This window comes from Methanosarcina sp. A14 (assembly GCF_001729375.1).
Lineage (GTDB): Archaea > Halobacteriota > Methanosarcinia > Methanosarcinales > Methanosarcinaceae > Methanosarcina > Methanosarcina barkeri.
On sequence record NZ_LZPK01000083.1, the window covers coordinates 1 to 15367 of the forward strand.

General features: G+C 40.5%; 15 protein-coding genes. 11 read left to right on the forward strand and 4 right to left on the reverse strand.

Annotated features, from left to right (window positions below):
* The first annotated feature begins 562 nt into the window (after positions 1-562).
* Complete coding sequence (locus A9239_RS04985; RefSeq protein WP_230629163.1) at positions 563-2002, forward strand: M6 family metalloprotease domain-containing protein; 1440 nt, start codon at positions 563-565, stop codon at positions 2000-2002.
* Between the two features lie 596 nt (positions 2003-2598).
* The gene (locus tag A9239_RS04990; RefSeq protein ID WP_048117568.1) at positions 2599-2775 is read left to right on the forward strand and encodes an ATP-binding protein; all 177 of its coding nucleotides are present in this window, start codon (positions 2599-2601) and stop codon (positions 2773-2775) included.
* A gap of 339 nt (positions 2776-3114) precedes the next feature.
* Here the strand turns inward: A9239_RS04990 and A9239_RS04995 are convergent, their stop codons facing one another.
* On the reverse strand, positions 3115-3891 hold the full coding sequence (locus A9239_RS04995; protein ID WP_048117565.1) for a GTPase: 777 nt from the start codon (positions 3889-3891) through the stop codon (positions 3115-3117).
* A 380-nt stretch (positions 3892-4271) separates the two neighbouring features.
* On the reverse strand, positions 4272-4550 hold the full coding sequence (locus A9239_RS05000) for a DUF5661 family protein (RefSeq protein WP_230629162.1): 279 nt from the start codon (positions 4548-4550) through the stop codon (positions 4272-4274).
* Between the two features lie 189 nt (positions 4551-4739).
* On the opposite strand from A9239_RS05000, the gene A9239_RS05005 reads away from it, so the two are divergent.
* The 5 genes from A9239_RS05005 (at position 4740) to A9239_RS05015 (ending at position 9471) form a co-directional block, all read left to right on the forward strand.
* Positions 4740-5213: a nucleoside deaminase gene (locus tag A9239_RS05005; protein WP_048117559.1), complete on the forward strand. Its 474-nt coding sequence runs from the start codon at positions 4740-4742 to the stop codon at positions 5211-5213.
* A gap of 412 nt (positions 5214-5625) precedes the next feature.
* Positions 5626-8040 carry a phosphoenolpyruvate synthase gene (gene ppsA, locus A9239_RS05010; RefSeq protein WP_048117555.1) on the forward strand — a complete coding sequence of 805 codons (2415 nt, stop codon included), beginning with the start codon at positions 5626-5628 and terminating at the stop codon, positions 8038-8040.
* A gap of 378 nt (positions 8041-8418) precedes the next feature.
* The gene (locus tag A9239_RS19345; protein WP_176722101.1) at positions 8419-8559 is read left to right on the forward strand and encodes a hypothetical protein; all 141 of its coding nucleotides are present in this window, start codon (positions 8419-8421) and stop codon (positions 8557-8559) included.
* Positions 8560-8566: 7 nt separating this feature from the next.
* Complete coding sequence (locus A9239_RS21010; RefSeq protein ID WP_141706369.1) at positions 8567-8731, forward strand: zinc finger domain-containing protein; 165 nt, start codon at positions 8567-8569, stop codon at positions 8729-8731.
* A 539-nt stretch (positions 8732-9270) separates the two neighbouring features.
* Positions 9271-9471 carry a hypothetical protein gene (locus A9239_RS05015; RefSeq protein WP_048117552.1) on the forward strand — a complete coding sequence of 67 codons (201 nt, stop codon included), beginning with the start codon at positions 9271-9273 and terminating at the stop codon, positions 9469-9471.
* Here the strand turns inward: A9239_RS05015 and A9239_RS05020 are convergent.
* Complete coding sequence (locus A9239_RS05020) at positions 9461-10261, reverse strand: IS5 family transposase (RefSeq protein WP_158498914.1); 801 nt, start codon at positions 10259-10261, stop codon at positions 9461-9463. The two genes, A9239_RS05015 and A9239_RS05020, sit on opposite strands and share 11 nt — an antisense overlap.
* On the opposite strand from A9239_RS05020, the gene A9239_RS19350 reads away from it, so the two are divergent.
* The 4 genes from A9239_RS19350 (at position 10262) to A9239_RS20185 (ending at position 12703) form a co-directional block, all read left to right on the forward strand.
* Positions 10262-11014 (forward strand): hypothetical protein, encoded by a 753-nt coding sequence (locus tag A9239_RS19350; RefSeq protein ID WP_176722102.1) that lies wholly within the window; start codon positions 10262-10264, stop codon positions 11012-11014.
* A 175-nt stretch (positions 11015-11189) separates the two neighbouring features.
* Positions 11190-11429 carry a hypothetical protein gene (locus A9239_RS20175; protein WP_230629161.1) on the forward strand — a complete coding sequence of 80 codons (240 nt, stop codon included), beginning with the start codon at positions 11190-11192 and terminating at the stop codon, positions 11427-11429.
* Between the two features lie 27 nt (positions 11430-11456).
* Positions 11457-11924 carry a hypothetical protein gene (locus A9239_RS20180; protein ID WP_230629160.1) on the forward strand — a complete coding sequence of 156 codons (468 nt, stop codon included), beginning with the start codon at positions 11457-11459 and terminating at the stop codon, positions 11922-11924.
* Positions 11925-12040: 116 nt separating this feature from the next.
* Positions 12041-12703 carry a VWA domain-containing protein gene (locus A9239_RS20185; protein ID WP_230629159.1) on the forward strand — a complete coding sequence of 221 codons (663 nt, stop codon included), beginning with the start codon at positions 12041-12043 and terminating at the stop codon, positions 12701-12703.
* A gap of 323 nt (positions 12704-13026) precedes the next feature.
* Here the strand turns inward: A9239_RS20185 and A9239_RS05035 are convergent, their stop codons facing one another.
* Positions 13027-14739 (reverse strand): thiamine pyrophosphate-binding protein, encoded by a 1713-nt coding sequence (locus A9239_RS05035; protein WP_048117546.1) that lies wholly within the window; start codon positions 14737-14739, stop codon positions 13027-13029.
* Between the last annotated feature and the right edge of the window lie 628 nt (positions 14740-15367).

Below are 15367 nucleotides of genomic sequence, written 5' to 3' on the forward strand. Positions count from 1 at the left end.
GGTATCGATTTCATGTAAATGGGCCAAAATTTAAGGCCGGCTTCTAATGCAAAATCAATAGCTTTCAGGCAAGAAAAATCCTTAACCGACGACCAATGCAACCGATTCTAAGTATTAAATTCTCGATACAAACAACCGATTCTAAGTATTATTTCGTAGGCTATTTTATATTAATATATTTAATAAAAATATGAAATTATTCAATATTTTGTGTGGGTTGAAAAAAATTGCTTATTAGAAAGTAGCAAGACCAAAAAGAGAAACATAAGCTTGTATATGATTTTCAACAACAAATGTTTCTAAATACAAAGTTAAACAGTTTTTAGACTATTTTATCAAAAGGCCTTAAAGCCAATCCAGGAGATAGTTAAAGATGAGTGCAATAACTGGGGAGATACTCACCTTCTCTCAGGAGAAGGGGCCTGATGTAAAACTTAAAGTTTTTGGTGATGAATTCTATTCCCGCTACGAGAACCTTGACGGATATACGGTGGTTTATGATATAGATTTAGGACAGTTCTGCTACGCATATCTAATCAAAGGCGAATTCGTCTCCAGCGGAGTGGACTTAAGTCGTGCTCCACCCGAGAAGATTTGGCGGCATCTCAAAGAGTCAGAACAGGTAAGAAATTCCAAGTTCGAAACCAGATATGCCAGGATGAATCCTCCGGCAGAGCTGTATCGGCCCGTTGCTAATCTCAGGACCTTCGGGCCCAATAAGGGTCTTCTTGAAGGTCGCAGGTTATCCGAGGGAGACATAAAAGGATTGACCATTCTGGTCCAGTTTAAAGATGTGAAAAGCAATGTCACCCAGGAAGACGTGGATAGAATGCTCAACGGAGAAAACTACACCGAAAACGGGAATTTCTGCTCTGCCCGAGAGTACTTCCGGCTCATGTCTGGAGGAAAGCTGAATTACACCAATGTGGTAGTCGGGCCGATAACCTTAAGCAAGAACAGGCAATACTATGCCAACCATCTGCTGGTTGAAGAAGCCCTGGACATGGCAATAGACAGCGGTGTGGATCTCAAGATATTCGACTCGCAGGACGAGGGAATAGTGGATGCTATCAACTTCCTCTATGCAGGACAGACCCAGTACATAGGAGAGCTATGGCCCCATAATTACTTTCTGAAGCTCAAGCGCGGCAACATGAAGACCCATTTCTATATGCTTTCCAGCCTTGGTCGGAGCAAAGAGGACATGAGCATAGGCACATTCTGCCATGAGAATGGACATATGCTCTGCCGCTGGCCAGATCTCTATGACTACGGCGTTAGAGATGGCGATTTTGAAAAGAGCGCAGGTCTCGGCTATTACTGCCTCATGAGCGCGGGCAACCATAACAATAATGGAAGGGTACCATCCCCTGTGTGTGCTTATTTGCGTTATCTTGTGGGCTGGTGTGACAATGTGGTGCGCCTGACCAGACCAGAGAAGTACCAGACAGTGCATGGAGACTACAACACGGTCCATATATTTGAGAGCCGGAAACGCCATGAAGACTTCTGCAATGAATACTTCTTGATTGAGAATCGGTCTCAGTTGGACCTTGATAAAGATATACCTTCCAGCGGTCTGGCCATATATCATTGTGATATACTTGGGTCCAATGAGTGGCAGGGAGGAACTCCCACCAAGCATTATCAGTGCGGATTGCTTCAGGCCGACGGACATCTGGACCTTGAAACCAACCGGAATATGGGAGACGATATGGATCTATTCAAAGAGACAACGGCCACAGCCATAAGCCATTCCACTCTGCCATCCTCCAACTTGTGGGACGGCTCGGAGTCCGGCCTGACCATCTCCAACATCTCAACACCCGGCCAGATTATAACATTCCAGGTGGGCACATCTGAAGTTAGACCCGCCATACAAGCAATAAAGCCGAGTATCAAAGAAAAAGAAATTCCAAGGCATGCAGAGCTTATAAAGATCATGGAAGAAGCCCAGGTTAAGATTGATGAAGGGTTAGAAAAATTAAAGGCAATTGCCTGAAAATAATCTTTTTAAGGAAACTTTTTTGCCTTATATACCTCTTTTTTACTTTTTCACCTTAATCCGGTTCTTCTGCTGATTTCCTACCTAAGCCTTAAAATTTAGCCCCTCTAAACCTTAACCTGATCCCCCGAAACCAAGGTTTCCCAGGCCAAAATTCTCTTCAAAACATGGCTGTTTAGGGAAAAAAGCTTATCGATTTTAGCATTCTGCTTCATGTAATGTAAAATTCTCTTTGAAAACAGGATCTCAACAGCACTTTGAAATATGGATTTAAGATTCTGCTTTATGTAATGTAAAGTTCCCCTTCGAAAACCTAACTTTTTCTTATTTTCTTTTACTAAAGTGATGACTCCAATTTTATCATTTTCTCATTTACTGGCATTAGAATATTCAAAGATTAATATAATCGTATAGATTTTTATATTATTAAATCAGAATAAGGAAATGGGTTTCCGGATATGCAAATGCCTGATGCCCTCTTCTTTGCTTACTGAAATTTAATTTAGCCTTCAGACTACCAGAACCAACAGCTGTCTTTATATAAAATTCAGTGAATGAAATCAATACACTGATAAACTAGGGAGTGAAAAGACATGGTAGCAAAAATTAATGCCGATGCCTGCACTAGTTGTGGAAGCTGTATAGGCGAATGCCCTGCATGTGCAATTTCCCTCAACGATAATGATGTTTCGTTTGTCGTTGAAGATAAATGCAATGACTGCGGCGTATGTTTATATGTATGCGTACATGGGGCAATTACCATCGTATAAAACTCTAAAAATTTATATAAATTCATGGACTACTCTAGTGTCAAGTCAAACTTAAAACGTCGTAAAGTATTTCTTATATCTTTTCATAAGTAATTCTAAGAGTACTTATGAAAAGATATACTGTAACACTAAAGACGAACGTAAAGAGCTTTGTGAACTTATCTCAAAGAGTAAACAAAATTCACAAAAAATTCTTAATGCTCTGATCTTACTCAATTCTGTGGTCGAAAATATATTACTGCTTTTATCCATATAATTTGAAGAGGATACTTTTTCCGTGTAAACTGTGACCCTGATAATATCGGATTTTGTTTCCGTATTGAGAATTTAATCAATATTTTATATAAGTAACCGCCCGTTTTGCCAGTCATTAATTATTCTGGTAGCAGTCCGTGTTTCGTCTACTTCACCTTTCTTTTGCAGGAAATTGCACTGTATGCCTATCAGTTCAAGCACATCATAGGAAGCCTCATCTTTAATTGTGATACTATAGAATGACTCGAGAACCGTTTTATTTTCGGCAATTATTTTTTCAATTATCTTCAGAGCGACACCGATTTTGTCCTTAAGATGGGTTGCATCCTTTATTCCGAGTAGGCCCTGCAGATATTCGTCTTTTTCATCAAAAGGAATCACTCCAGGAGTATCTATGAACATGATGTGTGAGCCTGCATCCACATGCTGGATGCCTTTCGTGTGGCCGGATACAGGAGATGTGCTTGCCCGGTGTCGGCCTGTAACGCCGTTGATTACTGAAGATTTGCCAACATTGGGATAGCCCAGGGTTCCGACAAGGATATCCTGCCCTTTTATACCGGCTTTTATAGCGGCCGACGCAAGGATCTGGTGCCTCAGCATCGTTGTTCCTGACCTGTCCTTGCTGGAAACAAAAACTACAGGTGCAATTCTTGAAAGGCGGGCTTTGGTTTTTTCAAGTTTTTCTCTTGATACAAGGTCTGATTTGTTGATTACTATAATGAAAGGCTTGTTCAAGCGGATTATCTCGCGCTCAACTTCACTGTTTTGGGTCTCTTCAGGAAACCTGGAATCTATTACTTCAAGAAGGACGTCAGCTTTTTTGATAACATCTTTTACAAGGGCTTTGTAGCTCGCCATATGCTCTGGCTATGGCACAAGCTGGTATATGAAGATATAGTGTAAGACTCTATGCGTATAAAGGTAGGGTAATGTCTGGTTCCAGAAACTGGTATCTGGTTCTAGAAAGTGGTATCTAATTATAGAAAGTGGTATCTGGTTCCAGAAAATAGTATCTGATCCCAAGAGGCAAGCAGCTTTCAATAGGTTATAGAATCGAATTGTTAAGTTTAATACAAACTTATAAAAGTAATTCTATTAGTTAAATTCCAATAGTTATCTAAATGAAAAAAATAAAGTTATTAAGTAAAAAATAAAGTTATTAAATAAAAAATAAAGTTATTAAGTAAAAAATAAAGTTATTAAATAAAAAATAATAACAAGACTATAAAGCTTAGTGTTTACTTATTTTCCCAGAATTTCTCGGCTTCTTCTTCCATTTCCTCTAGCCTATCATAATAATCCGGAAATTCGTTCAGATGAGCAAGTGCGATTTTCCCTGTCATTATGGGATCATCGTTAGTAACATTTGTCAAGGGATCCTGGGTTCCATGTTCGAGCTCAACATCCATGCCTCTGCGAAACTGGTCAACATCAAACTTATCCCATTTTATTCCAAGCTGTTCCCCGACTGCTTTTGCCTCTTCAGCAGTAAATTGCTTTTTTGTCAAACTTCTCACTCCAATTGATTATTTAATTTTTAACAATTGTTTAATAATCGCTTGATACTATTGAATAGAACTGTACTTAAGGATTTTCCTGTAAAACCAGAATATGTATATAATTACTTCACAAAGAGAAACTGTACGTTTGAATAAAAATCTCGAAAAGAAGTGAATAAGACCATAAGAGAGTAAGAGAGAGTAAAAATGTCAGACGAAGATTCTTTATTTATGAAAAGGGCAATCGAACTTTCACTTGAAAATGTGAAGAAAGGAGGAGGACCTTTTGGAGCAGTAATCGTCAGAAAAGGGAAAATCCTTGCAGAGAGCTGCAACATGGTTACTGCACTTAATGACCCTACGGCCCATGCCGAGATAAATGTAATAAGAGAAGCAGCCCGGAAACTCGAGACCTTTGATCTCAGCGGCTGTACTATCTACGCTTCCTGTGAGCCTTGCCCAATGTGCCTTGGAGCGATTTACTGGGCCAGAATTGGTAAAGTTGTTTTTGCCAATACGGCATCTGATGCTCAAAAAATTGGCTTTGCGGATTCTCTAATTTATAGTGAGATATCACGCCCTCATCAGGAGAGAAATATAGAATTCCGTCAGCTCCTAAGGAAAGAGGCCTTGAAGGCTTTTAAGGCGTGGGAAGAGTCCGAAAATAAAATAGAGTACTAAGAGAACCAATACTCAAATTGAAGAATAAAATAGAGTACTGAGAGAGCCAGAACCAATACTCAAATTAAAGAATAAAATCAGTAATTTAAATTCAATAGGAAATTATGTTGGGTGAATATTTTTATTGAAAATGTTATTCTATAAATATTTATCTAAAGGAAGAATTATTTGTTGCTACCTATTTACTAAAATTTAAGCTCCTTGCTTTTATCTGTAGGTAAGCTTTTTCCCGGTTTTTACATAGCGGGAAACTCATTTTTTTATCGGAGCACAATTATATTGAGGGCTAGATTTAATAAAGAGCTCTCCGTCCATATAGAGAGGAACTTTCCAAACTCTACATGAAGCTTTAAATGTATTGCCATATATTTTAGATTACAGTAAATAATTTTAAAAGGGGGTTTTCTGGGAGATGTCTGATAACAAAAGTAAGTATATTCGCTGGTTTGAAGAAACCACGATTGATGATGTCTCGATTGTCGGCGGGAAGAACGCTTCACTTGGGGAAATGTACAGGGAGCTTACTTCAAAGGGAGTAAAGATCCCAAATGGTTTTTCAGTTACTGCTGAGGCTTACTGGCATACTCTTGAAGCCGGAGGAATTCTGGAGAAACTTAAAAGCATGATGGAAGGGCTCGATACCTCGAACATTGCAGACCTTGCAAGAAGAGGAAAAGCTGCAAGAGACCTGATTCTTGGGGCAGGAATTCCGGATGATCTATGGGAGGAGATCAAGACCGCATATGACCGCCTCTGCGAACAATACGGGGAAGATACAGACGTAGCCGTGCGAAGTTCGGCAACGGCTGAAGATTTGCCTACAGCTTCTTTTGCGGGCCAGCAAGAGACTTACCTGAATATTCGGGGGTATCCAGGGCTTAGAGATGCGTGCATACGCTGTTTTGCATCTCTTTTCACAGACAGAGCTATTTCCTACCGCGTAACCAACAAATTTGATCATTTCAAGGTTGCTCTTTCCATAGGAATCATGAAAATGGTCAGGTCGGATCTTGCTTCCAGCGGGGTTATTTTTACCCTGGATACGGAGACCGGTTTTAGGGATGTGGTTTTTATCACAGGTGCATACGGGCTTGGAGAAAATATTGTTCAGGGACAGGTTAACCCCGATGAATTTTATGTTTTCAAGCCGACCTTCAGGCAGGGTTTTAAGCCGATTGTCAAGAAAAAAGTAGGGAGCAAGGAGATCAAGATGATCTACGGGCGCGGCGATTCAAAAGTGCTCACCAGGAATATCGAGGTTCCTGAAGCTGATAGGCTGCGCTTCTGTCTCAGTGACGAAGAAGTTCTCAAACTTTCCGGGTATGCTATTGCTATAGAAGATCATTATTCCGAGAAGTACGGGGAATCGAGACCCATGGACATTGAATGGGCAAAGGACGGCATAACAGGTGAACTTTTCATAGTGCAGGCAAGACCTGAAACGGTTCAGTCCCAGCGGCGTAAAGATATCCTGGAAACCTATGTGCTTGAAAAAAGGTCCGAAATTCTTGCAAGAGGCAGGAGCGTAGGCGACAAAATTGCATCCGGAAAAGCCCATGCAATTCCTGATATCTCAGACCTGCCTTCTTTTAAACCGGGAGAAATCCTGATCGCGGATACCACAACTCCAGACTGGGAGCCTGTAATGAAAACCGCGGCTGCGATTGTCACGAACAAAGGAGGAAGGACCTGCCATGCAGCGATTGTCAGCCGGGAGCTGGGAATTCCTGCAGTTGTAGGAGCAGGCAATGCAACCGAAGTGCTTGAAACAGGCAGGGAAATTACGGTTAGCTGTGCCGAAGGCGAGAACGGGCTTGTATACGATGGGATTCTTCCTTTTCATAAAGATACCCTGATCCTGAAAGATATGAAACGCCCGAAAACCGAGATTATGATGAACCTCGGAAACCCTGAAGAGGCTTTTGGCTTTTCCATGATCCCAAACGACGGAATAGGACTTGCAAGGCTGGAGTTTATCATTACGAGCTATATTAAGGTTCACCCGATGGCTCTTGTGCACCCTGAAAAGGTCAAAAACCTTAAGGCTCTTCGGGAAATCGAGCAGCTTACCCGAGGCTACAGAAGAGAAGATTATTTTGTCGAGCAGCTTGCCCAGGGAGTCGGCACCATTGCTGCGGCTTTCTATCCCAAGCCGGTTGTAGTTCGTATGAGTGACTTCAAGACCAATGAGTACGCAAGTCTACTTGGGGGCAGTTACTTTGAAATGGAGGAAAACAACCCCATGATAGGGTTCAGGGGAGCTTCCCGCTATTTTGATGAGCGTTACAGGGAAGGATATGCTCTTGAGTGCAGGGCTATGAAAAAGGTCAGGGACGAAATGGGGCTTACAAACCTTATTCTTATGATTCCCTTCTGCAGAACGATTGAAGAAGCGCGGAAAGTTATTGACGAAATGGAAAAAAACGGGCTTAAAAGGGGAGAAAACGGGCTTCAGGTCTATGTTATGTGCGAGATTCCGAACAATGTTCTGCTTATCGATGAATTCAGTAAATTCTTCGACGGTTTCTCAATAGGTTCAAATGACCTGACTCAGTTGACCCTTGGCGTTGACAGGGATTCCGAACTTCTTGCCGCTGAATTCGATGAGCGGGACCCCGGGGTTACTAAGATTATGGCAATGGCTGTCCAGGGAGCAAAACGTAATGGAAGACATAGCGGAATTTGTGGACAGGCTCCAAGTGATTTTCCTGAAATTGCGGAGTTCCTGGTAAAAGAAGGAATAGATTCCATTTCACTTAATCCCGATTCGGTTATGAAAATCACTCTTAAAGTCCTGGAGACTGAAAAAGAACTGAAACGGCAGTAAAAAGCCAAAAAATAACCAGAAAGGTATGAAAAACCAAAAAATAGATATTAATAAGTTAAATTATAAAAAATAGCTGTTCGTACAATTAAAAGCGAAAAAATAGCGGTTAATGTAATGAAAAGTGAAAAAAATAACTAAAAAAATGATTCATAGCTGAAAAGAAACCGAATAGGCAGTAAAAAGTTAAAAAAGAGTGGGAATTTATTTAGAAAAGCGAGAAGAGTTCAGAAGATAATAATAAAATCTAAAAAGATATTCGGAAAGGAATTTGGAATATAATGAAGTGAACTGGAAAAACCAGGCTAGAATAATTGAAAGAAGTATCTGAATAATAGATTGACTTAAACTTTATTAATAATATAAGTGGGAGAAATTTTAATGCCTTTTTTAAAATATTGCCCGGAGTGCCATTCTAAACTTGAAGATGATCTCTTCGAAAAATTTCAATATTGTCCTGTATGTGAGTACTGGACAAGAAAGGAAACTGCAAGACTTGAGCCATTAATAATCATGGAGTGAGACCAAAATGTTTGAATCCTCTGCAAAGTGTGTCCGATGCGGTACACCTCTTAAAAAGCAGGTAATTGGTTCAAATGTGTTTTATTACTGTAGAAAATGCGGGTGTACATCTTCGGCTATTTCTATCAGGATATCATCTCAAAGTGTAACTCGGCCGATAATTCATTTTTGAAGAGACCCGTATCCAGAAGTAACATTCAATAACCCTCAAAACCGAAGATTCACAACAAAACCAGCTCAGGTCAATTAACCAGATATGGCCACAGGCAGGTTTTGCTTTATATTTTGTTATTTGATCTTTATATTTTGTTATTTCATCTTTATACTTTATTACCCACTTTCCGTAGATGTACACAAAAATGCCATTTATTTTCTCAATACGGCAATAGATTAAAAACTGAACATCGTACTTGATGAGATAACAAGGCAAATCGGCAAATTAATTATACATGTGTGTACATCTGCGGAATGTAGGTTATTACATAGCTTTCTTTTATTGAAAAAAGTAAATCCCAATGTGACCAGTATGGACTAGCATCGAGTCAAACACAAAATGTTGTATAAAATCGATTGCAATTATTCGGGATCATTGAATCCTTGATGATTGACTCGACATTAGTCTAATAATCAAACAAGTAATAAGTCAATGAATTCTAAGGCAAATCTTAAGTTAAACGAATACAAATCTGGATAAGTACAGGCTGTGATTTCATGAATGGAGAAAAAATCGAGAAAAAGATGTTTGAAGAACTCAATTTTATCAAAAAACAACTTGGGGAAATTAAGGAGCATATGGTGGATATAGACAGCTTGCTCACCGCAGAAGAAACGGAACTGGTACTTAGAAGTTTTGAAAACGAGGCAAGAGGAAAACTAGTACCTTTAAGCCGGTTGGAAGAAATTAAGCTTTAAAATATAAATTCTCTGGCTCTGTAGAAATCCTTAATTTAATGCAAACTATTTTCACTGCTTTTTTATTTATATTGTACACTATCAGTTTAATTTTTAGTTCTTTGACTTGATTATAGAACTTTCTTGCTCTCAGTACTTCTCCAAACTTCCTTTTGACAACAGAGAACGTTGTTTCCGCTATGTTCCTTTTATTATATTTGATTTTACCAAAGTTCAAATATAGCTTTCTTCTGTATTTTCCTCTTACTTTCTTCCTCTTTCTTTTTCTTACAGGTATAATTGAATCTGCTTTAATTTCTTCTCTAATTAGAACATGAATTTTTTCAGAATCATACTCCTTATCTAGGACGTAACATTCAGATTTTCTTGACTTATTTGATTGTCTTATCAGAGCTTTTGCATGTTTGACATCATGATCTGTTTTTTGACTGATTTTCCATCCTAATATCACCTTTTTATCTGTATCTACTGCTATTGAAGTTTTCAGGAAGCTCCTTAGGAGCTTCCCTGTTCTTCGTGAGTAATAATGACTTGCATAAGAACTCGTAAACCCAGTTGCATCAATTGCTGTAATAGAAGCATTTTCTCCATGTGAATAAAATAGTTTTAGAGTTTTTGATAAAATTAGGTTAAACAATGAGGACGGAATTCTGGATACAAACTTTTGAAGAATAGTGTAATGAGGAACCTTATCAAGGTCAAGTTTTTCTTTTATATTACTCATAAGGTCAATAAGTTCTACAAAATCACGATAGTCTGCGCTTATATACTCTTTCTTTTGCTCCAGCACATGCTCTGGAATCTTCCCGAAGAGCGGGAAGTTATCCAAAAAACTGTATTTAAGCTCGTTGTCTCCGGCGGTACGAATACGGAAAAACTGCGCCTGGATGCTGAAGACCTGAAGACAGCACTCAGTATTGCCCTGAAAAATGAACTTCCGATCAGAGTAGTCTGTGACAGCTGTGGGGAAGAGGTTCAGTTGAGGGAAAATCTGGAACTTCATCACACTGCCTGCCAGAACCACAGCTATACTCTCAGGCAGGAAGGAAATTCGAGGATCTATCCTTATGATAACCTGGTAAAGGAAATTGATTATCTTCATGCAAGTTCAGGAAAGAAAAATACCCTGTCTCAAGTCCAGAGAGAGGTTTTTGAAAAAGGATTCGAATCTCTGGCTAGCAGGGTAAATAGAGTAAAACAGCGGCTTGAAGACGAAAAAGATCTTCTCAGAGACCTTATGGATGCAAACATCTGGCTTTCAACTGCTGACAGAAACGAAGCTCTGCTCCTGTATGATACAGAAAACACACAGTTGTCATATACTGAAGCACTCATAGACGAAATTCGGAATATTTTGGGCTTGCAGAATAAAGAAGACAGACCTATAGAGTCCAGATCCTTGAAAAATTCATCTTTTGACCTCCATATTGACCTTCATGCCACAAAACTGGAAGCAAGAAGCCAGGTGCCTGGTTCTGGCAGCAGCAGTAATGCAGCCGTTGGTTTCATAAAGGGACTCAGGTCAAGGTTTAAGCTCAGATAAATAAGGCTCAGGCTCAAAAAAGTAAATATGAGGTGTTGATACGAAAAATTCAGCCGGTTTTTTGAGCAATCAGGATAACACATCCCACTGGTCTTACTCTTTTTTTTCAAGAAACCGGCTCTGACATGATTCTTTTTCTGTCCAGAGACCGGTAGCTTTCCCGCTTGAAGGAGAATTGAGAAGCACTGTTGCTTATCCCGGGATAATTCCCCGTCACTTGCGTGAGAGAATAGCTGAAGTGATTGCCCTTGAGATTCTCTTTGGACAACCATACGAAATAAAAGATGCTGAAAGGTTCATAGGACTTTTCGGAGCATTTTACCCTATCTTTCTCACTCTGAGAAACTCAAGACCATGGCCCGACCTCCAGAAAATTGCAAAAAGAAGCAAAGGGGCCGGAGTCGCATGCCTTTAGCTTCTTCTTCCACTAATCTATGACCTTATGAAACGTTATTCAGCAACCCAAAGCCGAAATTCGGAAACGGGCTTGTTAAAAGAACTCGATGCTGAAACGGAAGCCATCCTCAGAGAGTTTGAAAAAATTCTTAAACAAACCTTTCTTCTTGGGGAAAGTTATTCAGACGACTTTTCATCCCGGAATTTTCAGGGTCCTGACATTGCTCTCCGGCAGCCTGAACTTTATGACTCTGTCCTCAATTTCATACAGCAGGACGGATGTCAGGCTTTTCTTGAAGGAATAATGGAAGGGCTTTATCACAGGATGCAGGAGTTCATCTCCGAAATGGAAGAAAACCTTGAACTTTTTGATACCCTTGCCCTTCTCTTTCCTGGTAGGAACTGGAGCTATTCTGTAAAGGAGCTTAAAAAAGAACCTTTTTATGTCCAGCTCAAGATGCTGAAAAATTATTCTGCTTTTTTTGAAAAAAACCTGACCTCAGGAGGATTGTAAATTTTATCGGCAGGCGGGAATTTGATCCTTCGGCCGACCGCATACGCTACTCTCCTTTTAGAAAAAACCGTATTCAAACTGTGAGGTTTTCGGACTCTATAAATAACCTACTGCCCATGGAAGTAGCAAAACTCCTTAACCCCGCTTTGAAGCAAATATTCTATGCTGATATGCTTGAAGGAAAGCTCCTGAGCTACCAGCTGCTCGGCAAACACTATACCGGTCTTCCTCACATAAAACCAAGAGGGCCCATGATTGCGCTTGTTGATACATCTGGTTCCATGCATGTGGCTCCCCAGACCCTTGAGAAGTCTGCCATACTTGCAATGGCAAAGCTGATGCTTGCCCAGCAGCGGGACATGAAGGTCATCCTTTTTGCCTCAACAAGCCAGCACCTGGAAATAGAGCTCAGCAGCAGGAAAAAGATGTCAGAAAGATTTCTTAACTTCCTTCTCTACACTTTTGGTGGCGGGACGGACTTTAATACCGTGCTTGCTTCAGGTCTTAAGTCCCTTAAGGAAAAGGACTTTCGGGGTGCATACCTGCTTTTCATTACTGACAGCAAGTCAGAAATCTCCGACGAATTTGTCCTGGCTCGCTGGGAAGAGGCAAAAAAGAAGTATAATGCAAAGGTTTATTCACTGATAGTCGAAAGAAGCGGGGCAGGAGGGCTTTCGCAGATATCGGATTATACATATATGGTTGAAATGGATCAGGATTTTGATGGCAGTGGAGGAATAGTGAAACTGATAAATTGCAAGACTCAAGAAGCTGATTAAGACGTGTTTATAGTAGACATGGGTTTATAGTAGACATTTCACATGTAAGATTTCATGAAATAAAGGAATGCCAGCTCAAGTTATCATTTTATAGAAATTTATCCTACTAAAGGCATTTTTCAGTAAACAACCCAACTTTTCCGGTGAAACAACTACCCCCCAAAGAGATGTCTGCACCGGGTCGCACATCAAGTCCCTCATGGCCAGTTTTCTTGGGAGTTCGGAAAGCTTCGAGTTACTGTTTCCCGGATTTCCTAAATCTACGGGATTGAAACTCTGCTTTCGTTTTCCCCTGTAGTTCTATAACATAGTTCTTAAGATAGTCAAATTGATTTAATGTAAGGGCCAAGAATCATATCTTTATAAGATCCCCCTGCCGGAACCTTCGGATATAGGATCTCTTCCCTGTCCGTGCAAGCTTCCAAGAAGCAAGGTCCCTCTGCATTCATAAATGCTTCCATTTTCACTTTCAAATCATTTTTGCTGCTTATCCTCTCTGCGTAACTGAAACCAAATGACCTTGCAATCTCTGCAAAATTCACATCTTTTGGCCTTTGTGTTCCTATGCGTGTTCCTTCATAATCCGCATCCTGCAAGTTCTGGACCATACCATCGCTTCTGTTGTTCAGCATAAGTATCTTGATTGGAAGGTCCAGCGATGCGATAGTATGCAGTTCACCCAGATTCATCCTCAGACTGCCGTCACCATCGATTGCTATGACTCCTGAATGTGGGTTCGCATAATGTACACCGATTGCAGTGGGCATGGAAAATCCCATTGTGCCGAAAGAGCCAGAAGTCATGAAAGATTTGGGGCAGTACATTGGCAGATACTGTGCTGCGAGCATCTGATGATTGCCTACACCAGTGGTTATCTTTGTATTTTCATCAATGTAGTTTACAAGCATTGAAATGACCTCAGCAGCTTGTATGTATTCGGATTTCCTGTTGTAATCCAGAGGCCACGACCTTTTCAGGTCTCTTGCACGCATCTGCCATTCCCGAATATCCAGATGGATGTTATGCTTCACAGCATAGTTCAGCAGGTCTCGGAGCGCTGTGGCAGCATCCCCCATGAATGTGAATTTCGGGCTGCGCTCGATTTTTATCTGATGCATTTTCTCAGGATTGATATCAATGTAAGCTATGTCGGTACCTATTGCAAACCCAATCTTTTCCGCAACCCGGTCATCCCATCTTACCCCGATAGCAAAGAAGAAGTCGTTTTCCTGTATGAGCATGTTCGCGTATGGTGTACCGAACATTCCCAACATTCCCAGGTTCAGCTCATCCCTTTCGTCAACAACACTCTTTGCCATGAGTGTGTTGACAGAAGGTATTCCGAAAAGCTCATTTAATTCCCTGACGGCCTGGCTTCCGGGCTCCGAGTTCAGGCCGCCTCCAAGGTAGAGCAGGGGTCTTTTTGAGTTGAGCAACAGCTTAAAAAAGGCTCTGCATTGTTCTTCAGTCAGGTGCCTGTCATCGTGATAACTTTCCTCAAACTTTGTGACATCCATACCACGATACTCATGTTTTTTCTTCTGCTTGTCAAGAGGGAAATCTATGACTACAGGCCCGGGTTTTCCAGACTTTGCAAAGTAATAGGCATCCTTCACTATGGTTTCGATGTCATCACCATTTGAGAGCTGTATGACCTTCTTGGTTGCATCCTTAAAGATGCCTTTGACGTTAATGTGCTGGAAGGAATCGGTGCCTATCTTATACTCAGGGACCTGCCCTGCAAATACAAGCAGGGGGATGCTGTCCTCATATGCGTCAGCAACGCTGGTGAGCGTGTTAGTAATGGCAGGTCCGGATGTGACTATGGCTACACCGACCCTGTTGCTCGACCGTGAATAACCTGCTGCGCTGAATGCTGCCGATTGCTCGTTGGAATTGACTATAATCTCAATATCACTATGCCCGAGGGCATGAAATACCGGAAGTATTGCCGCTCCCGTATAGCCAAAGATGTGTTTGACACCAAGGTCCTCCAGACACTTAACCAGGACTTCTGCTCCATTCATTTCTTTCATCTTAAAACTCCCGGAAAGAAACCAAAATGGCACAGGATGTACTATTCACTATAACAACCAAAAACAGCACAACTTGAGCCAGAATAGTTTCTTTTTCTTGCTCAAGCGAATAGTACTACCACTACTACAGCTAATAAAGAAACAGGTAAACTGGATTCCGCGTAGTTTGTGGTAGAACTTAACATTATAGAAAAAAAGGGAGAATATTATACTTAAGGATTGCCATGAGTTTTTCTGTCTCTTCAACATCGAGCGAAGGTAAGTAATCAAAAAAAGATTGCAGAGGAACTATTAATAAACATACCCATACAAGCTGAATGTGTCTTTTTTTCAAGTTTCATGTATCCTCTTCAAATCGTATGGGTAAAACTCACTTTCCGCAGATGTACATAAAAATGCCACCTATTTTTTTCAATAGGACAGTAACTTAAAAGCTCATCCTGCTTTTACCGAATAATATTGGGCAAATTGGTAAATAAATTATGCATCTGTGTGCATCTGCAGAATGTCGGTTTAACGGCTTAATGATACTATTCTTCTCAGTTCAAGTTTGTAAGTCCTGCCTCAAACGTAGACTCAAGTAGACTCAAATTTAATTTTAGGACATGCTCTTAGATTTCTCAATTCT

Excerpts from the sequence above, each read along its gene's own strand:
- A9239_RS04995 (WP_048117565.1), bottom strand. The coding sequence starts at position 3,891 with ATGGCGAGCTACAAAGCCCTTGTAAAAGATGTTATCAAAAAAGCTGAC.
- A9239_RS04990 (WP_048117568.1), top strand. The coding sequence starts at position 2,599 with ATGGTAGCAAAAATTAATGCCGATGCCTGCACTAGTTGTGGAAGCTGT.
- A9239_RS20185 (WP_230629159.1), top strand. The coding sequence starts at position 12,041 with ATGGAAGTAGCAAAACTCCTTAACCCCGCTTTGAAGCAAATATTCTAT.
- ppsA (WP_048117555.1), top strand. The coding sequence starts at position 5,626 with ATGTCTGATAACAAAAGTAAGTATATTCGCTGGTTTGAAGAAACCACG.
- A9239_RS19345 (WP_176722101.1), top strand. The coding sequence starts at position 8,419 with ATGCCTTTTTTAAAATATTGCCCGGAGTGCCATTCTAAACTTGAAGAT.
- A9239_RS19350 (WP_176722102.1), top strand. The coding sequence starts at position 10,262 with ATGCTCTGGAATCTTCCCGAAGAGCGGGAAGTTATCCAAAAAACTGTA.
- A9239_RS05005 (WP_048117559.1), top strand. The coding sequence starts at position 4,740 with ATGTCAGACGAAGATTCTTTATTTATGAAAAGGGCAATCGAACTTTCA.
- A9239_RS21010 (WP_141706369.1), top strand. The coding sequence starts at position 8,567 with ATGTTTGAATCCTCTGCAAAGTGTGTCCGATGCGGTACACCTCTTAAA.
- A9239_RS20180 (WP_230629160.1), top strand. The coding sequence starts at position 11,457 with ATGAAACGTTATTCAGCAACCCAAAGCCGAAATTCGGAAACGGGCTTG.
- A9239_RS05015 (WP_048117552.1), top strand. The coding sequence starts at position 9,271 with ATGAATGGAGAAAAAATCGAGAAAAAGATGTTTGAAGAACTCAATTTT.
- A9239_RS05035 (WP_048117546.1), bottom strand. The coding sequence starts at position 14,739 with ATGAAAGAAATGAATGGAGCAGAAGTCCTGGTTAAGTGTCTGGAGGAC.